General features: G+C 37.3%; 15 protein-coding genes. 11 read left to right on the forward strand and 4 right to left on the reverse strand.

The window, feature by feature from the left end; genetic code table 11:
- Positions 1–10 precede the first annotated feature (10 nt).
- The 10 genes from AC2A07_RS00890 (at position 11) to ribH (ending at position 11,288) form a co-directional block, all read left to right on the forward strand.
- Positions 11–3,055: a TAT-variant-translocated molybdopterin oxidoreductase gene (locus AC2A07_RS00890; protein WP_484048793.1), complete on the forward strand. Its 3,045-nt coding sequence runs from the start codon at positions 11–13 to the stop codon at positions 3,053–3,055.
- A gap of 25 nt (positions 3,056–3,080) precedes the next feature.
- A complete protein-coding gene (gene nrfD, locus AC2A07_RS00895; RefSeq protein ID WP_314493241.1) occupies positions 3,081–4,478 on the forward strand; it encodes an NrfD/PsrC family molybdoenzyme membrane anchor subunit in 1,398 nt (465 codons plus the stop codon).
- Positions 4,465–4,986 (forward strand): DUF3341 domain-containing protein, encoded by a 522-nt coding sequence (locus AC2A07_RS00900; RefSeq protein WP_047443227.1) that lies wholly within the window; start codon positions 4,465–4,467, stop codon positions 4,984–4,986. Before nrfD ends, AC2A07_RS00900 begins: the two co-directional genes overlap by 14 nt.
- Positions 4,979–5,665 (forward strand): c-type cytochrome, encoded by a 687-nt coding sequence (locus AC2A07_RS00905; RefSeq protein ID WP_484048794.1) that lies wholly within the window; start codon positions 4,979–4,981, stop codon positions 5,663–5,665. Before AC2A07_RS00900 ends, AC2A07_RS00905 begins: the two co-directional genes overlap by 8 nt.
- Positions 5,666–5,673: 8 nt before the next feature.
- Entirely contained in the window at positions 5,674–7,005 is a 1,332-nt protein-coding gene (locus tag AC2A07_RS00910; protein WP_484048795.1) for a quinol:cytochrome C oxidoreductase, read from the forward strand.
- 118 nt (positions 7,006–7,123) lie between these two features.
- A complete protein-coding gene (locus AC2A07_RS00915; RefSeq protein ID WP_484048796.1) occupies positions 7,124–8,140 on the forward strand; it encodes a hypothetical protein in 1,017 nt (338 codons plus the stop codon).
- A gap of 51 nt (positions 8,141–8,191) precedes the next feature.
- The gene (locus AC2A07_RS00920) at positions 8,192–9,385 is read left to right on the forward strand and encodes a hypothetical protein (protein WP_484048797.1); all 1,194 of its coding nucleotides are present in this window, start codon (positions 8,192–8,194) and stop codon (positions 9,383–9,385) included.
- Positions 9,386–9,388: 3 nt separating this feature from the next.
- Entirely contained in the window at positions 9,389–9,925 is a 537-nt protein-coding gene (locus tag AC2A07_RS00925) for an adenine phosphoribosyltransferase (protein WP_484048798.1), read from the forward strand.
- 135 nt (positions 9,926–10,060) lie between these two features.
- Entirely contained in the window at positions 10,061–10,768 is a 708-nt protein-coding gene (locus tag AC2A07_RS00930) for a tetratricopeptide repeat protein (protein ID WP_314493257.1), read from the forward strand.
- A gap of 4 nt (positions 10,769–10,772) precedes the next feature.
- Complete coding sequence (ribH, locus tag AC2A07_RS00935; RefSeq protein WP_484048799.1) at positions 10,773–11,288, forward strand: 6,7-dimethyl-8-ribityllumazine synthase; 516 nt, start codon at positions 10,773–10,775, stop codon at positions 11,286–11,288.
- 31 nt (positions 11,289–11,319) lie between these two features.
- On the opposite strand, the gene AC2A07_RS00940 is transcribed toward ribH, so the two are convergent.
- From AC2A07_RS00940 to AC2A07_RS00950, 3 genes are all read right to left on the reverse strand, one after another.
- The gene (locus tag AC2A07_RS00940; protein WP_484048800.1) at positions 11,320–12,480 is read right to left on the reverse strand and encodes a glutathionylspermidine synthase family protein; all 1,161 of its coding nucleotides are present in this window, start codon (positions 12,478–12,480) and stop codon (positions 11,320–11,322) included.
- A gap of 110 nt (positions 12,481–12,590) precedes the next feature.
- A complete protein-coding gene (locus tag AC2A07_RS00945) occupies positions 12,591–12,923 on the reverse strand; it encodes a hypothetical protein (RefSeq protein ID WP_484048801.1) in 333 nt (110 codons plus the stop codon).
- Positions 12,923–13,249, reverse strand: coding sequence for a hypothetical protein (locus tag AC2A07_RS00950; RefSeq protein WP_484048802.1), 327 nt, complete (start codon positions 13,247–13,249; stop codon positions 12,923–12,925). The genes AC2A07_RS00945 and AC2A07_RS00950 overlap by 1 nt, the downstream gene beginning before the upstream one ends.
- 66 nt (positions 13,250–13,315) lie before the next feature.
- Between AC2A07_RS00950 and ypfJ the strand changes: the two genes are divergently transcribed.
- Positions 13,316–14,170, forward strand: coding sequence for a KPN_02809 family neutral zinc metallopeptidase (gene ypfJ, locus AC2A07_RS00955; protein WP_484048803.1), 855 nt, complete (start codon positions 13,316–13,318; stop codon positions 14,168–14,170).
- 43 nt (positions 14,171–14,213) lie between these two features.
- Here ypfJ and AC2A07_RS00960 read toward each other — a convergent pair whose 3' ends face one another.
- Complete coding sequence (locus tag AC2A07_RS00960) at positions 14,214–15,047, reverse strand: GLPGLI family protein (RefSeq protein WP_484048804.1); 834 nt, start codon at positions 15,045–15,047, stop codon at positions 14,214–14,216.
- Positions 15,048–15,123 lie beyond the last annotated feature (76 nt).

Below are 15,123 nucleotides of genomic sequence, written 5' to 3' on the forward strand. Positions count from 1 at the left end.
AGAAGTATAAATGGCTTCAAACAAAATACAATTTAGAAGTATTCACGAACTTAAAGACCCTTCCCTAAACGGTAAGCTGGCTCTGAAAGAGTTCCAAGAAGAAATTCCGGTAGAAGATTTCTTAGGAGATGCTGAGAAAAGCGATGCTAGTACAACGAGAAGAGATTTCTTAAAGTTATTAGGTTTTTCTACCGCAGCAGTTACTTTAGCTGCCTGTGAAGCTCCGGTAATCAAAACAATTCCTTATGTGGTAAAGCCACATGATATTATTCCCGGAGTTCCAAACTATTACGCTTCAACCTATTTTGACGGTTTCGACTTCGCAAGTGTTTTAGTAAAAACCAGAGAAGGAAGACCTATCAAGATTGATCCTAACCCAGCAGCTGGTGATTTAGGTAAAACAAACGCAAGAGCTCAGGCTAGTGTATTATCTCTTTATGATAATGATAAAGTAAAACAGCCTAAGTTTGAAGGTAAAGATGAAACTTTTGATAAAGTAGATGATTTTGTAATCAAAGGACTGGAAGAAGCAAAAGCTTCAGGTAAAAGAATCGTTCTATTATCCCATTCTTTTGCTTCACCTACATTCAAAAAATTATTTGCTGAATTTAAAGCAAAATATCCTACTGCTGAATTGGTGACCTACGATGCAATTCCTTATGCTGCTTCATTGGATGCTGCACAGGAAGTATTCGGACAGAGAGCATTACCTGTTTATGACCTTAAAGGTTCTGAGTTGGTTCTTGCTTTTCAGGCAGATTTCTTAGGAGAATACAACGCAGCAAGTTTAGAAACTTCTTATGCTGCTGCGAGAAAACCGGGAACAAACATGTTGAGACACATTCAGGTGGAATCAAACATGTCTTTAACCGGTGCGAATGCAGATTCAAGATACAGATTAAAGCCAAGTGCTGTAAACAAAACGTTAGTTGAGGTTTACAACGCAATCGTTGGAGGTGGCTCTTCTGATAAATTAGCTAACGAGCTTGCTAAAGAATTATCAGCAAAAGGCAGCAAAGCTGTAGTTTTCGCTGACGGTTCTAAAGCTTCTCAGGTTTTAGCTCACCTGATCAACCAAAAATTAGGTTCGGTCGCTTTCACTGGTAAGGCTAACTTCCTGAAAGAATTTGACAAAGCAAGATTCCAGGAATTTTTAGGATGGGTAAATGGCGGACAGGTTGGAGTATTGATCACCAACAATGTGGATCCGATTTATTCTCACCAAAAAGGTCAGGATTTCAAAAAATCTTTAGCTAAAGTTCCTTACGTAATTGCTGTTGCAGATAAGAAAAACGAAATGTATAAAGCAGCGAAAGCTGTAATTCCGGTAGCCAACTGGCTGGAATCCTGGGGTGATATCGAGCCTCAGTCCGGAGTTTATTCATTAATGCAGCCAACAATCCAGAAAATCTACAAATCAAGACAGATCGAAGAATCTCTATTGGTTTGGAAAAACGGAAAGAATAATGCGGCTAACAATTACTACGATTATTTAAAAGCGAGTTCAGCTTCTTTATTAGGAGCAACTTCTTTTAACAAAGCCTTATATAATGGTATTATTGCTTCCAATAATGCAACAACTTTATCTTACAGCGGTGGAAATGCTGCGCAGGCTGTTGCTGAATTAGGAAACTTCAAAGCTTCAGATTTAGAATTAGTTCTATATACAAAGACTTCAATCGGTGACGGAACTCAGGCAAACAACCCTTGGTTGCAGGAATTACCTGATCCATTGACAAGAATGTCATGGGATAACTACCTGACAATTTCTCCGAAAGATGCACAAAGATTAGAAATAGAAAACGACCTGAATGCAAGAATGCAGTTAGACGGTTCTATTGTTAATCTTACCGTAAACGGGGTAACTATAAAAGACGTTCCTGTATTCATTCAACCGGGGCAGGCAGACGGATCAGTAGGTCTTGCGCTTGGTTACGGTAAAAAAGACTCCGGAGCTACGGCTGATACAGGAGTTAATGCATATCCTTTATTTGACGGCTCTAACCTTGCAGTTTCTAATGTTAAAATAGAAAAAACGGGTGAAAGCCATGAGTTTGCAGGTATCCAGCTTCAAAACACCCTAATGGGCCGTTATGATATTGCCAAAGAAGTTCCGTTAACGGAATATTTAAATGTAGCATTTGATGACGAACATCATGGATGGAACAAGCCATTGGAATATCACACGATCAGTGGTGCATTGCCAGCAGGAAAGATTGACCTTTGGGATGCATTCGATGATACAGACGGGCCTCACTTCAATTTGTCAGTTGACCTTAACTCCTGTACTGGTTGTGGAGCATGTATTATTGCCTGTCAGGCAGAAAACAACGTTCCTGTTGTCGGCAAGGAAGAGATCAGAATGTCAAGAGATATGTATTGGTTAAGAATTGACCGTTACTATTCTGCAAAAGAAAAAATTGAAACTAAAGAAGGTGTAGAAAGAGGCTTGAATGTTCCTCAGCTGTACGACATCTTAATCGAACCTAATGAAAGTCCTGATGTAATTTTCCAGCCGGTAATGTGTCAGCACTGTAACCACGCTCCTTGTGAAACGGTATGTCCGGTAGCGGCGACTTCACACGGGAAGCAAGGTCAAAACCACATGGCTTATAACAGATGTATCGGTACAAGATATTGTGCAAACAACTGTCCATACAAAGTGAGACGTTTCAACTGGTTTACTTATAACTTAAATGACCGTTTTGATTTCAATCAGAATAACGATTTAGGAAGAATGGTGCTTAACCCGGATGTTGTTGTAAGAACAAGAGGGGTAATGGAAAAATGTTCATTGTGTATCCAGGAAACTCAGGCTACCATCTTAAATGCTAAAAGAGAGAACAGAAAAGTAACAGACAACGAATTTAAAAATTCTTGTGCCTGTGCGGCTGCTTGTTCTACAGGAGCAATGACATTTGGAGATATGAATGACAAGGAATCTGAAGTGAGAGAATTATACTCCAGCAACAGAAGATATTATTTACTGGAAGAGATCGGAACAAAACCAAATGTGTTCTATCATACTAAAGTAAGAAACAGAGTAGAAAAATAAAGTTTAAATAATAAATAGGTAAAAAATGTCAGGACATTACGAAGCTCCGATAAGGGAACCTCTGATTATTGGTCACAAAACTTATCACGATATCACGGAAGATATTGCACGACCTATAGAAGAAAGAGCAGGAAAATTATGGTGGGTATCACTATATGCGGCCTTAGTTCTATTCATCTACGGATTCGGCTGTATCGCCTACACTATCGGGACAGGTATTGGAGCATGGGGGCTTAATAGAACTATTAACTGGGGTTGGGATATTACCAACTTCGTATGGTGGGTAGGTATTGGTCACGCCGGAACCTTAATCTCAGCAGTATTATTATTATTTAGACAGCGTTGGAGAATGTCTGTAAACCGTTCTGCGGAAGCGATGACGATCTTCGCAGTTGTACAGGCAGCGATCTTCCCAGTAATTCACATGGGTAGAGTTTGGGTAGGATATTGGGTATTCCCACTTCCTAACCAGTTTGGTTCTCTTTGGGGGAACTTTAACTCTCCTCTACTTTGGGACGTATTTGCAATCTCCACCTATTTCTCAGTATCAACAGTATTCTGGTTTATGGGATTGATTCCCGATTTTGCAATGATCAGAGACAGAGCAAAAACTCCGTGGACTAAGAAAATTTATACATTTCTTGCTTTTGGCTGGGGTGGTAAAGCAAAACACTGGCAGAGATTCGAAGAATTGTCTTTGGTATTGGCAGGTTTGGCAACTCCATTGGTATTCTCAGTACACACTACTGTATCTTTTGACTTTGCTACGTCAGTAATTAAAGGATGGCACTCAACGATTTATCCACCTTACTTTGTTGCAGGAGCAATCTTCTCAGGATTTGCAATGGTACAGACCCTATTGTTGATCGCAAGAAAAGTTTGTCACTTAGAAGATTATATCACGATGTATCATATAGAAATTATGAACATTGTAATTATTTTGACAGGGGGTATGGTAACTGTAGCGTATGCTACTGAATATTTCATCGGATGGTACTCAGGTTCCAGATATGAAGATTTTACTTATCTTTCTCCAGGTGCAGCAACCGGACCTTACTGGTGGGCCTTTTGGGCATTGATTACCTGTAACCTTATTATCCCTGCATTATTCTGGTTTAAAAGAATAAGAACAAATATCATTGCAACATTTATTATTGCTTTGATCATCAACATCGGGATGTGGTTTGAGCGTTTTGACATCATCGTTATCAACCTTTCAAGAGATTATCTTCCTGGGTCTTGGACGATGTTTAAACCAACCATTATCGACGTAGGTGTATATTTAGGAACAATCGGATTCTTTTCTGTATTATTCTTATTGTATGCAAGAACATTCCCTGTAATTGCACAGGCAGAATTAAAATCGATTTTGAAAATCTCAGGTGAAACTTATAAAGCAAAAGAAGGAGATGAGCACCACTAAAATTGTATACGGACTTTATGCTGATGACGACGATCTAATGAACGGAGTTAAGGCATTTAACGATAAAGGAATCGCAATAAATGAAGTTTATACTCCATTCCCGGTTCACGGACTGGATAAAGCTTTAGGTTTAAAAAAGACCAGAATTTCAGACGCTGCATTTATTTACGCTTTATATGGTGTAAGCATAGGCGCAACAGTTACCTGGTATGTGATGAATCATGACTGGCCTCAGAATATCGGTGGTAAGCCTGCTTTTGACTGGGCTCACAATATGCCGGCATTCGTAGTTCCCATGTTTGAATTAATGGTCTTCTGTGCTGCACACATGATGTCTTTGACTTTTTTGGTTAGAAACAAAATGTATCCTGGTGCTCCTGCTCAGAATCCTGATCCAAGAACTACAGATGATAAATTCATGATGGAGTTTATTACTGAAGATGTAGAATCTATTAAGCAGCTGCTTGTTGATACGGGAGTTGAAGAAATAACTGTTAAAGATGCTTAAAATGAAAAAGAATATACTAAAAATTATAGCGGTTTTAGGTTTAACTTCAGTTTTACTTAATTCTTGCGGACCAAAAGAAAACACACCGTTGGTATATTTCCCTGATATGTACTTTCCGGTAGCTTATGATCCGTTGATGAAAGCTCAGGATGCTTATTCAGATCATGAAAATGAAATTCCTGCATTTGTTAAAAATAATGGTGCTACAGGTCTTGCCCCGGTAGAGGGTTCTGTTGCTCAGAATAAAGACGGTGTTTTTGAGGAAGGAAAACTTCCAAAAAATCCCGATGAGTATAATGCTGGTTATGATGCTTCAAAATCATTGACTTTTTCTCCTTTGAATCCGGCGAATGCTGCCAAAGATATTGAAAGAGGTAAAATGTTATTTGACCGTACCTGCTCAGCCTGCCACGGAACTGGAGGTGACGGTCAGGGTCCAATTGTACAAAGCGGAGCATATTCTGGCGTACCAAATTATGCAGACAGAGAAATCACTGTAGGTTCTGTTCATTATGTATTAACTAACGGTAGAAATGCAATGGGCTCTTATGCAGGACAATTAAACGCTGGAGACCGATGGAGAGTTGCAATGTACGTGATCAATGCTTTCAAAAAAAGCGCACCGGCAGCAACTACAGCTACAGCAGCAAAAACAGATTCTACCGCAACTAAAAAATAAGAAAAGAAATGTATAGTTTTTCACCAAAATTAAAATCAACTTCTATCATACTTCTTGTTGTAGGTTTAGTTCTATTTGGTATTGGATTTTTCCTGAATAAAGGAATCAGTACAGAAAAGATCGAACACATGATGGAGGCAGTACACTCTGCAGGTCATGATGCTCCTACTCATTCAAGTGAGATGATAGGTCCTCAGGATCATGCTTCTCATTTGGAACATGCGACAATGCAAATTCATAATTCGCCTCTGGCTTCCATTCATTTTGTAGCTGTATTTTTCTTCGGAGTAAGCTGTGCGGTATTGTTTTTCTACTGTATCCAGCACGCAGCTCATGCAGGATGGCCAATTATTATTACCAGAGTAATGGAAGCAATTGCTTCTTACATCCCTTATGGCGGTGCGATCCTTGTAATCATTATGTTACTCAACATTTTACACCAAGGTCACCTGTTTCACTGGATGGATCCTGATTTAACAGATCCAAACTCTGCACATTTCGATGTGATCTTATTTGAAAAGAAAAGATTTTTAAATATTCCTTTCTATGCGATCAGAACTTTGATCTATGTGATCGGAGCATCTTTCTTCGCATGGAAACTGAAAGCTCAGTCTAAAAAAGTAGATGACACGAAATCTTTGGTTGAGTATCAGTTCCTTTACAGATGGGCAGTTGGATATATTGCATTCTTCGGATTTGCATCTGCTGCATGGGCTTGGGACTGGTTAATGTCTATTGACCCTCACTGGTATTCTACGATGTATATCTGGTACTCTATGGTGAGTTGTCTTTCAAGTGGTATCGCTGTAATTATTTTACTAAGCGTTTACCTTAAGAAAAACGGATTTTTGCCACAGTTCAATGACAATCACCTGCATGATTTAGGAGTTTTCCTTTTTGCTACAAGTATGCTTTGGACGTACACATGGTTTGCTCAGTTTATGTTGTATTGGTATGCAAACGTACCGGAAGAGGTTAATTACTTCTTCGGAAGATTCCAACACTACGGAGTTACTTTCTTACCAATGTTGATCATCAACTTCTTATTACCTTTATTGGTATTGGTAAGTTCAAGCATCAAGAGAAATTACAAAGTGGTTACTGTTATGGCAGTCGTTGTAATCTTAGGTCACCTTTTAGATTATTTCAACATGGTGATGCCGGGAACAGTTGGTCCATATTGGAACACTCCTGAAGTACTTTTATTAGTATTGGGTGCTGTATTATTTGTGGCAGGTTTATTTATCTTCACAGTGATGTCTGCATTATCTAAATTAAAGCTTATTCCAACAGGAAATCCATTCCTTCACGAATCTGAAATTTACGAGTATCCTTTCTAAGAACTTGTAACAAAATAAAATTCTAAAAGACTGATTTATCATAAATCAGTCTTTTTTTGTTCTGTGAGGCAACCTTCTTTTGAATTTGCTGTCTTATTAATAATTAACATTAACAACCATGAAAAAACCCCAACTTATTTATTTAATGTTTGTATTGATGCTCAACTTTTTCAATGCACAGACGACTACTTTTCTTTCGGAAAAAACAAACCAACCACTTCCGAAGGTTTCTGTATTCGGAAATGATGGAAGCATCCTTGCCTATTCTGACATTGACGGAAAAATAGAACGAAAATCTCTTACTCCTTCTCAGGAAAAATTCCAGCTGGTGTATGACAATGTATCCCTCGGAACATTTTCCTTTTCAGACTTAAACAAAGATATAGTTAAACTAAATGACAGGGTCAGAGATATCGAAACAGTTGTTATCAAAAATAACAAACCGGCAAAATATGCTTTGGTAAAAGGGAATTTTAACGCTTATGTGACACTCAACAGTAAATTAAATTGCTATGTCGATGGCATCGTTACCTATGTTTTTGACAATAAAACAAAAAAGGTGAAAAGCTTAAATATTGAGCAATACAGAATTTTCAGATTAGAAGGTGCAAAAAATGAAAAAAATGAAATGTCTTCCTGGGACTACAATTCTTTTCTGGAACTTCCAAAATTAAAAACGGTAGGAAATGTTGAAGAATACAGACAGAAAAATACTAAAGTAAAAGAATTGAAAAGTGCAGTTAAGGATGAAATTGAAATTAGCGGCGAAGCTCTTCAGGAAAAAGAACTGGCCCTTTTTGGTTATCGCTTATTTGATATCAGAGGTATCGTTAACATTTCGTATGAGAAAGATTCAAAAAAAACATTAAGAGATCTATTGGAATCAAACGAGATTGCATTTATTAAATTAAAACATAAAAGTGAAGCAGATTATAATCAGGTGATTATTTACAGAAATTTTTATCCTACAGAAATAGATTTTACAGACAGTAACGATATAATGAAAGTAAGATTTGACAAAAATATAAGTCAGTATAAAACCAACTACTGGCAAGATGATTCATTTCCTGATATGCAGACTGTTTTCAGTTCATTTTTCAAAGAAGATTTAAAGGAAAGAGAAAACAAAAAATAAAAAATCTTTATTCCTAAAGGTTTTACTAAATTTGCATCAAACCATAATTAAATGAAAAAGCTCACTTTTATTCTCATTTTTAGTTTGCTTCTTTTTACAGCGTGTAAAAAAGATCATGCTGATGCTTCCACGACTCAGACTTTACAGTCCAGTATTAACGATATGGCTTCCAGCCTGACAACGATTAAACAGATTAAATTTAATGAAGCGCTGTACATTCTGAAAACATTTGGAGTAGAAGCCGACGGAGATGTGAATGAACTGAAGGCTTTGGGTCAGCTTATCAATGGTAAAAAAGTGCCTGAAATTCTTTCAATGGCAGATCAGGTGGCTCAGAAAAACAATATTGATTGGGCAAGTACAGCTCCTCCATCATTAGGAGAAATGAATATTTTTGGTGACGAAACGGCGAAAGAAAGCGATCCGAATGATGTAAAAGCAAACTCTCTGAACATAGCCACACAGTTATCCGGTGATACAGGAAATGGGGCCACTTCAATGCAGATTATTCCAAGATTGGTCGATACTTCCGGAAAGCCTATTACATTTACCGGTGCAGCATTGGAAACAACGCTGGAAGTTTTCAGCAATGGAGTAAAACTTTCAACTGCTAAGAATTTAATGTTAGATAATAACTTTAGAGGATTTAATCTTAAGTTTTCCTCTTTACTGGCTTCTAAAATTGTTGATAACAAAATAGATGTTACCGTTTCTGTCAAGACTACAGCGAAAACTTTTAAAATGTCTAAAATAGGTTTAGATGTCAACCCATATGCTTTAAAAGTGCCGGAAATCCCGAAAACAGATTCTACAATGATTGTTCCGGATCCAAATGCGGTGATTGATCCCGCTAATCCGACAGGAACAGCACCGGGAACAGTGACTGATCCAAATGCTCCAGTTCCTGCTCAGCCTAAACAACCGACTACAGATCCGAAAAATACAGTAAGCAAATTTTTAAATAATGTAAGCTCACAAAATTTAAAAGCAGCATTTGATGCATCCAGCAACCCAAGCTGGGGAAGCTATGAGTCTTTTTCAAATCCTACTTCCGGTTTTGGAGCCGTTAAGAATGTGAGTGTGAAAAATATAACAACCAATGCTACCAATCCAAATGTATCAAGTGTAAGTGCCACTTATGATGTTACTGATAAAAATGGAAAAACAACTTCTTTGAGAGCGACTTTCGGTCTTAAAAGCGTCAACGGAGAGTGGAAAATTTCAAGCTATAAAATTAATCCCTAACCGATGGCATCTCAGGAACTGATAAAAAAACTGGAAGATACGATTGAAAATATTGCAGATTTTCCAATTCCCGGAATTCAGTTCAAAGATATTTCTCCTATTTTTTCAGATCCTCAACTATATAGAGAGGCCGTTGAAGATATGGTGAATTTCAGCAGAGGAAAGATAGATGCCGTATGTGGTATTGAAAGTCGAGGATATCTTTTTGGGATCGCTATTGCAGTTGCTTTAGATGTTCCGTTTATTCTGATAAGAAAAAAAGGAAAACTTCCACCTCCTGTCATTTCAGAAAAATATGACCTGGAATACGGAAGTGCTGAAATAGAAACCAGAGAAGGACAGATAAAAAAAAATCAAAGAATTTTAATTCACGATGATCTTTTAGCTACCGGAGGTACTACTGAAGCCGCTGCAAAATTAGTGGAAAAACAAGGTGCAAAAGTTGTCCAGTTCAGTTTTCTTATTGGTTTAAAAGATTTAAAGGGAATCGAAAAGCTCAATAAATTTAATGCGGAAATCTATCAGACGTTAGAATATTAATACTTCTGTTTGCGATTTATATTAACTTCATTGACCAAAAAACAAAGAAATTATAATTCATTTAATAATACCTGCAAAGTATTTTGTAAATCACTCAGAAACAATTAAATTTGCAGTTCAATTTTTTAAGAATTTATGGCAAAATTGGGTAAGAATGCTCCAAATGAGCAAGAAGGTAAGGAAACGGTAGAATTTTTTAAGGATCTTGACAGAGAGGCTTTAAATACTGAAAGATTCCTTGAAAGATATCAGAAACCATTAAGCATTGCTTTTGGAGTTTTAGTTTTGGGAGTTTTAGGCTTTTTCGGATACCAGCAATTTGTGGTAGCTCCAAAAAATGCTGAAGCGGTAAAAACCTATTTGGCTGCCCAGAAAAACCTTACAGAGGGTAAAGATAAAGAAGCTTTGGGTGGTAAATCAGCAGCTAATCCAGGTTATTTAGGAACTTATAACGAATATTCTTCAACCAAAATCGGGAAACTTTCTGCATACAATGCAGGTTTGTTGAAATTTAAAGAAGGAAAATTCCAGGAAGCTTATGATCTTTTGGATAAATTTTCATCTGACAACAAAACATTGATGGCCATGAAATATGGTGCAATGGCAGATGCAAAGTCCGGTCTTAACAAAAATGATGAAGCCTTGTCTTTATTAGATAAAGCAGCTTCAGCATCAGATGATCCTTATACTTCTTATTTCTTTACAAGAAAAGCAGGTATTGTTGCATTAGGAATGAAAAAAAATGCAGAAGCTAAAAAATATTTTGCGTCTATTGACGAAAAATATCAGGACTACGATAACGGGATGTCTGATTCTTATATTGAAATGACTAAATATTACTAGACATATGGCAACAGTTAATCTTTCAGATTACAAGCCACTTCATATTAGCAATGCCGAGGATTTTTCTATCGGCATTGTTTTTTCTGAGTGGAATGACTTTGTAACTTACAATCTTCGTGACGCAGCTCTAGACATTCTTGAAAAAGAAGGGGTAAAGTCTGAAAACATCAGATTATTTTCCGTTCCAGGAGCTTTTGAACTTAACTACGCAAGCATGCAGCTTTGCAAGGAGCGAAAATTTGATGCAGTAATTGCTATCGGATGCGTTATCAGAGGCGAAACACCTCATTTTGATTTTGTATGCCAGGCCGTAGCTCAGGGAATTAAAGACTGTAATGTTTTAACCGACACTCCCACCATTTTCTGTGTTCTGACAGATGACACCAAAGAACAGTCTATTGCAAGAAGCGGTGGTGATCTTGGGAATAAAGGTGTAGAAGCAGCAGTTACCGCTTTAAGTATGATTAATTTTAAAAGAAATCTTTCTGATAAAAAAGGAAACATTGGTTTTGGGAAATAAAAACCTAATCAATTAGACAGAAAGGAGCTTTTCAGAGCTCCTTTTCTTTGATGTATATTTTATTGGCATCAATCAGATGAGGAATAAACCGGCTTTGATTATTGGTGATTAAATGTATACTTTCCCTAATTCCAATTCCGGCAGATTCCTGGCCAATAACCCAGCTTCCAATAACCGGATAATTTCCCTCAAAATCAGGAAGATCAAACAACTGTTGATAGATGAATCCCTCTTTTCCGTAATCGCCGCTGTTTTCTTCTATTGTAACATTATTTTTATATAAGGTGACGTTGGCTCCCTCTCTTGAATAGACAGGCTTCTTAACGTAATCTGTCAGATGTTTCGGTTCAAAATAGCATTCTAACAAATAAGGATGATCAGGAAACATTTCCCACAGAACAGGTAAAATTGCTTTGGAGGAAAGCAAAATTTTCCAGGCCGGTTCTATCCATTGAGATCTGAAATTGTTACTGACCAGTTTATCACCAAAGCCGTCTTCGAGAATCCATTCATAAGGATATAATTTGAAAATATAATCCATAATTATCTGGTCTCCTGCAATAAATTCATTAATATCCTCTGCCCATCCGATATCCTGAATAGGAATAAATTCAGTCTCAAAACCGGCCTGAGCTGCACAGTCTCTCAGATATTCCACATTCGTTACGTCTTCAATATTCGTTAATGATGCAAAATAAATATAATGTGGATTCATGTATTTTTTAAGATATTTCCAATAATCAATTAATTTCTCATGAATAGAGTTGAACTGATCCTTGTAAGGAAACATCTCCTGCAGCCAATACCATTGAATAACAGACGCTTCATACAGAGAAGTTGGCGTATCAGCATTAAATTCAAGTAGCTTTAAATTTTCACCATCAAAGCCAAAATCAAATCTCCCGTAAATGGAAGGATGATCTTCTTCCCAGCTTGTCACAATATGGTTTCTGAACGATTCGGGTATATTAAATGCTTCCCACCTATTTTTTTCAATAATATAGTCAACCGCCTGAAGACACATCTGCCACAATTCGGAAGTTGCTCTTTCAATTTTGTTGATTTCTTCCATCGAAAATTCATAATAATGGCTTTCATCCCAATAGAGCCCTTCAAGAGAATGATAACCAAAACCTAAATTTTCAAGTTTATGTTGCCAGTTTTTTCTGAACTGTGACTGTATTCTTTTCATCTGAAGATTTATTACATCCGGTCATCTGTTAACCGGCAAAGAAGTTTAATTTTGTTTACTATCATGACTCCAGCAGACATCCGAGTTTCCAAATCGCAGCAGGTTTAAACTTATGATGACGCTCTGAAGCCACTTTTCCCCAATCCTCCTCTCACTACATTTCCTTTATATGAACTTCTTCCTATATTAGATTTTGCGCTGATGGCATCACTGTAGTACCCTGCTCTTTGATAAGCACCATTACTGTAAGCCCCATAAGGACGAAATGCATGATATAACAGGAACCCGCTTAAAAAACCGTGCGATCTTGTATAAGAAGCGGTTGTATCTGACCTCATGTACACCTTTTTCTCTTTACCCCATTGATCATTGGGCGTTTCCTGAGCACAGGCAGCAAGAATTCCTGTGACAAAAAGCAATTTTACAGAACTTGATCTTTTCATTACTGCACGGTTATATAAAATTCATAATCTTTTTTCACGTTGGTACGGTGCTCGTTTCCTGCTTCATCATTAACAACCTGCAATGTATCTCCCAGTGCCGGTATCGTATCTCTTTTAACAATTTCTCTAAAAAGTTTATTGTTCTTCCATATTTTATGTCTGGTAATTAAGACATCGGCAGTATCGATATGCTGAACAGAAAGTTCTGTTTCTATTGCTGACTTTTTATCGATATTTTCGACTTCATCTTCTTTAGAATCACCACCGGTGCAGGACATAATGCTTACAAATCCCAAAAACATAAGAGCAATTTGAATTTTTCTCACTTTACTTACAATTTTTGACAAAAATATTATTTAATATTTTAAATTTACACATAAATATAACAAAGAATGAAATGGACAGACGACAGAAGTGGTAACGTTGATGACAGAAGAGGATCAGGCGGAGGCGGTGGAGCAATTGTAGGTGGTGGTTTAGGAACAATCATCATCGCCGCGATCATATTTTTCTTAGGAGGAGATCCTTCTGCAATCCTTTCTTCCGGTGGGAATTCATTACCTCAGACAGAACAGCGTCAGTTAAATGAAAGTGAGTTGCATGTCAGAGAATTCATAAAAATGATTACGGCAGAAAACGAAGAAACCTGGACGAAAATTTTTGCTGATAACGGTATGCAATACAAACCGGCAAGAGTAGTCCTTTTTGAAGAAGCTACAAATTCCGGTTGTGGACAGGCTCAATCTGCAATGGGACCGTTTTATTGCCCGACCGATCAATCTGTTTATATGGATATGAGTTTCTTTAAAGAACTCGAGTCAAATTTCGGTGCAAAGGTAACAGAGTTTACCATTGCATATGTCATGGCTCACGAAATGGGACATCACGTACAGAATCTTTTAGGAACTTTAGATAAGACGGACCAATTAAGAAAAAGCGGCAGGTATTCTGAAGCGCAGCTTAATCAGGTTTCTGTAGCTACTGAACTTCAGGCAGATTTTTATGCCGGACTTTGGGCCAGATATTCTAACGAAAGAGAAAAATTTCTTGAACCAGGCGATTTAGAATCTGCCGTTGAGGCTGCAGAAGCCGTAGGTGACGATAATATTCAGAAGCGATCACAAGGATACGTGAATCAGGAAAGTTTCACTCATGGCTCATCAGCACAGCGTAAAGAATGGTTTATGAAAGGTTATAATTCAGGTGACATCAAACAGGGAGACACTTTTGATCAACTTTTAAAATAACAGAAAGACCTGAAGAAGTTTCTTCAGGTCTTTCTTATTTCACTTATTTCAGTTCAATAGGATTGCTGTTTCGTTTTGCTTCATCCTTTGCTCTCTCCTCCATTCGTTTTCTCATATCTGCAGGATTTGGATTTCCGCCACCTCCGGTTCTTATTGGAGGAGAAATTCCACCGCCACGCTGACTATTCATAAAAGACATAGGATCAGTTTTAAATTTCTCTTGCTGCTTTACATAATCTGTTCTTTTTACTTTAATCACATTACCGAATGTAGCCATTTCAGGAAAGTCAGAAATTTTATAGTTTTTCATTAAATCAAATGAATAATCGCCTGATGCATCTTCAGCTTTGACCACCAGACCCGGAAGTCCGCTGAATTTATAAGGTCCGTCCTGATAAGGTAAATCAGTAGTAAACCATGCAGTCCATTTTCTTCCGCCAAAATCAGTTTCTGCTTTTTGAACTTTATACTCACCTATTTTCGTTGTCTCAGAAAGAATTTTCCAGTCCAAAGGTCTGTCTTCTTCGTAAGAATACAGATCTCTTCCTAACCTGTCCCTGTATAAAGTTTTTTGATTTTTCTTGTCCTTTTCAATCGAATAATTAATATTTGATCTTAAACTTTCCATCTGATCCCTGTTAAACCCTCTTGCTCCTCCACTCTGAAAGTTAGCTTTCATCACAGAATCCCTTTTAATGCGGTTCTCGGAATAGAACATTGATTTTTCAGCTGAGATGTCCAGATAGGCATTCTCAGTTTTAACATCTGCTTTATCGGAGGCATCAGATTTCATCGTCACCTGATATACAAATCTGTTGGTTTGTGCAAAAGAAGCCTGCATCAATAATACAACAGCTAAAATGCCTAATTTTTTCATTATATCCTGATTTATAGTTTTGATTTTAATTATTCATCAAAGTTAAACCATCGATGATAAAAATTGATAAAATAAA

The organism is Chryseobacterium sp. HNCC26DJ238, from assembly GCF_057180465.1.

What these genes read in the sequence shown, in the direction of transcription:
- AC2A07_RS00915 (WP_484048796.1), top strand. Translation starts at nt 7,124, where the DNA reads ATGAAAAAACCCCAACTTATTTATTTAATGTTTGTATTGATGCTCAAC.
- ribH (WP_484048799.1), top strand. Translation starts at nt 10,773, where the DNA reads ATGGCAACAGTTAATCTTTCAGATTACAAGCCACTTCATATTAGCAAT.
- AC2A07_RS00890 (WP_484048793.1), top strand. Translation starts at nt 11, where the DNA reads ATGGCTTCAAACAAAATACAATTTAGAAGTATTCACGAACTTAAAGAC.
- AC2A07_RS00945 (WP_484048801.1), bottom strand. Translation starts at nt 12,923, where the DNA reads ATGAAAAGATCAAGTTCTGTAAAATTGCTTTTTGTCACAGGAATTCTT.
- AC2A07_RS00900 (WP_047443227.1), top strand. Translation starts at nt 4,465, where the DNA reads ATGAGCACCACTAAAATTGTATACGGACTTTATGCTGATGACGACGAT.
- nrfD (WP_314493241.1), top strand. Translation starts at nt 3,081, where the DNA reads ATGTCAGGACATTACGAAGCTCCGATAAGGGAACCTCTGATTATTGGT.
- AC2A07_RS00920 (WP_484048797.1), top strand. Translation starts at nt 8,192, where the DNA reads ATGAAAAAGCTCACTTTTATTCTCATTTTTAGTTTGCTTCTTTTTACA.
- ypfJ (WP_484048803.1), top strand. Translation starts at nt 13,316, where the DNA reads ATGAAATGGACAGACGACAGAAGTGGTAACGTTGATGACAGAAGAGGA.
- AC2A07_RS00905 (WP_484048794.1), top strand. Translation starts at nt 4,979, where the DNA reads ATGCTTAAAATGAAAAAGAATATACTAAAAATTATAGCGGTTTTAGGT.
- AC2A07_RS00910 (WP_484048795.1), top strand. Translation starts at nt 5,674, where the DNA reads ATGTATAGTTTTTCACCAAAATTAAAATCAACTTCTATCATACTTCTT.
- AC2A07_RS00930 (WP_314493257.1), top strand. Translation starts at nt 10,061, where the DNA reads ATGGCAAAATTGGGTAAGAATGCTCCAAATGAGCAAGAAGGTAAGGAA.
- AC2A07_RS00960 (WP_484048804.1), bottom strand. Translation starts at nt 15,047, where the DNA reads ATGAAAAAATTAGGCATTTTAGCTGTTGTATTATTGATGCAGGCTTCT.
- AC2A07_RS00925 (WP_484048798.1), top strand. Translation starts at nt 9,389, where the DNA reads ATGGCATCTCAGGAACTGATAAAAAAACTGGAAGATACGATTGAAAAT.
- AC2A07_RS00940 (WP_484048800.1), bottom strand. Translation starts at nt 12,480, where the DNA reads ATGAAAAGAATACAGTCACAGTTCAGAAAAAACTGGCAACATAAACTT.